Here is a 2,270-nt window from a genome sequence, read left to right as displayed (position 1 = left end):
ACGGTGCGGCGCACGTTCGCACTGGCCGGGCTGATGAAGCAGGTCCGGGGTACGGACGCGGGGCACGACGGCGCGGACGCGGGGCACGACAACGAGCGGGTGCTGCGCTATCTCGCCAAGCTGACGATCAACCCGGCCGTGGCGCACGGCCTCTCGCACGAGGTCGGCAGCCTCGAGGTGGGCAAGCTGGCCGACCTCGTGCTGTGGCAGCCGGCCTGGTTCGGGGCGAGCCCGCAGCTGGTCCTGAAGGCCGGCTTCCCGGCCTGGGGCGTCACCGGCGACCCGAACGCGGCGATCTCCCGGGCGCAGCCGCTCGTGCTCGGCCCGCAGTTCGGCGCACATGGCGCGGCACCGGCCGAGCTCGCGGTGGCCTTCGTGGCCGGCTCGACCCTCGACGTCGGATCGGACACCCTGCCGACCCGTCGGCGCCGGGTCGCCGTCCGCGACACCCGCGGGCTGACCCTCGAGGCGATGAACCGCACCCGTCCCGTCGCGGACGTCCAGGTCGCACCCGACGGCACCACGCGGCTGGACGGCGAGCCCGTATGGTGCGAGCCCGCCCAGAGCGTGCCTCTGTCCCGCCTCTACTTCCTCTGAGTGAGGTGAAACCCGGAACCATTCAGCGTCTGGGTGCGACCGGAAGCGGCCGGCTGACGAACGCGACCGGGCCGTCGAGGTCCGACACCCGTCCTTGGGCGGCTACGGTGCCGATCCCGGACAGGTGCGTCTCGGCGGCAAGGTGGATCCAGGGCCCGACCGGTGGCCGGAGGATCGTCAGCGACATCGTCGGTGGCACGAAGAGCCAGTCCGCAATCGGCAGCTCCCCGGAGATGCCGTTGGTGGAGTCGACGACGATCGCCAGCCGCGGGATCGGCGAGGTTTCCTCGCCCTCGACCAGTGGGATGCGGACCCGTGCCCAGACGCTGCCCGGCCCGCACGCTTCACCGGGCCGAAGGAGGTCCGCGTCGACTCGCACGAGATCGTCATCCTCGTGGACCCTCGCCATCCGCGCGGGCGCCACGGCGGACGCGCTGCTCGACGGCATCCGGACCACCCGTCCAGCACCGAGGCGCTCAACGAGATGCTCGGGGAGCTGCGCCCTTTCCGGGCTGAGCGCCATACGCGTCATTCCGTATGCCGCTGGGCCGCTGCCCGCGCCAGCGCGGACCCGCTCGGCTGATCTTCCGGAGCGCGCCAGGGCCGGTCACCGGAGAGCGGGCGCGCGGTCGAAGTGACTCCCCGGTCCGGCGCTGGCTATCGTCGGGGACATGGACACCCTGCCCGTTCTCGACCTGTCCCGGCTCGATGCCGGACCTGCGGCGGCCGACTCCTTCCGCGACGACCTGCGCCGGGCCACGCACGAGGTCGGCTTCTTCCACCTCGTCGGGCACGGCATACCCGTTGCCGTCATGGCCCGTGCCTTCGCCACCGCCGCCGCCTTCTTCGACCTCCCCGAGGCGGACAAGCGCGCGGTGGAGATGACCCGTTCGCCGCAGTTCCGGGGCTGGACCCGCACCGGGGGCGAGCTGACCCAGGGCAAGGTCGACTGGCGTGAGCAGATCGACGTGGGCAGCGAGCGCGAGGTCGTCCCGGCCGGGCAGGGCCCGGCCTACCTGCGTCTCGAGGGCCCCAACCTCTGGCCGTGCGCGCTGCCGGAGCTGCGGGAGGTCTTCACGGACTGGACCGACCGCTGCACGCGTCTCGGGATGCGGCTCATGGGCGCCTGGGCCGAGAGCCTCGGTGCGTCGCGGGAGCACTTCGACGCGGCGTTCGGGGACCGGCCGTCGACGCTCGTCAAGCTGGTGAAGTACCCGGGCCGAGGCACCGATGGTGATCGACAGGGCGTCGGGGCGCACAACGACCCGGGCGTGCTCACCCTGCTCCTCGTCGAGCCGGGCAAGCCCGGGCTCCAGGTCGCCCACGGCGACGGCTGGATCGACGTGCCCGACGTGCCGGGCGCCTTCGTCGTCAACATCGGCGAGCTCCTCGAGTTCGCGACGGACGGCTACCTGCGTGCGACTGCGCACCGGGTCGTCTCTCCGCCAGAGGGTGGGACCCGGATGTCGATCCCGTTCTTCCTCAACCCGGCCCTCGACTCGACGGTCCCGCCCATCGAGCTCCCGCCCGGGCTGAAGGCCGAGGCGCGCGGGGTGACGCAGGACCCCGACAACGTCATCTCCGGCACGTTCGGCGACAACCTCCTCAAGGCCCGCCTCCGCGCCCACCCCGACGTCGCCGCGATCCACCATCCGGATCTCGTTCGCGCGGCC

Annotated in this window: 3 protein-coding genes; 2 read left to right on the top strand and 1 reads right to left on the bottom strand. The window is 72.6% G+C overall.

Going from position 1 to position 2,270, the window contains the following annotated elements:
• A partial coding sequence (locus L0H79_RS21980) for an amidohydrolase family protein (RefSeq protein ID WP_301486903.1) occupies positions 1–597 on the top strand: 597 nt, incomplete at its 5' end.
• Positions 598–619: 22 nt separating this feature from the next.
• Here the strand turns inward: L0H79_RS21980 and L0H79_RS21975 are convergent.
• Positions 620–1,045 carry an acyl-CoA thioesterase domain-containing protein gene (locus L0H79_RS21975; protein WP_301486902.1) on the bottom strand — a complete coding sequence of 142 codons (426 nt, stop codon included), beginning with the start codon at positions 1,043–1,045 and terminating at the stop codon, positions 620–622.
• A gap of 223 nt (positions 1,046–1,268) precedes the next feature.
• Between L0H79_RS21975 and L0H79_RS21970 the strand changes: the two genes are divergently transcribed.
• On the top strand, positions 1,269–2,270 hold a 1,002-nt coding region (locus L0H79_RS21970), incomplete at its 3' end, for an isopenicillin N synthase family oxygenase (protein WP_301486901.1).

This window comes from Intrasporangium sp., assembly GCF_030452765.1.
Classification (GTDB): Bacteria; Actinomycetota; Actinomycetes; order Actinomycetales; family Dermatophilaceae; genus Intrasporangium_A.
This window is presented reverse-complemented; position numbering and strand designations above follow the sequence as displayed.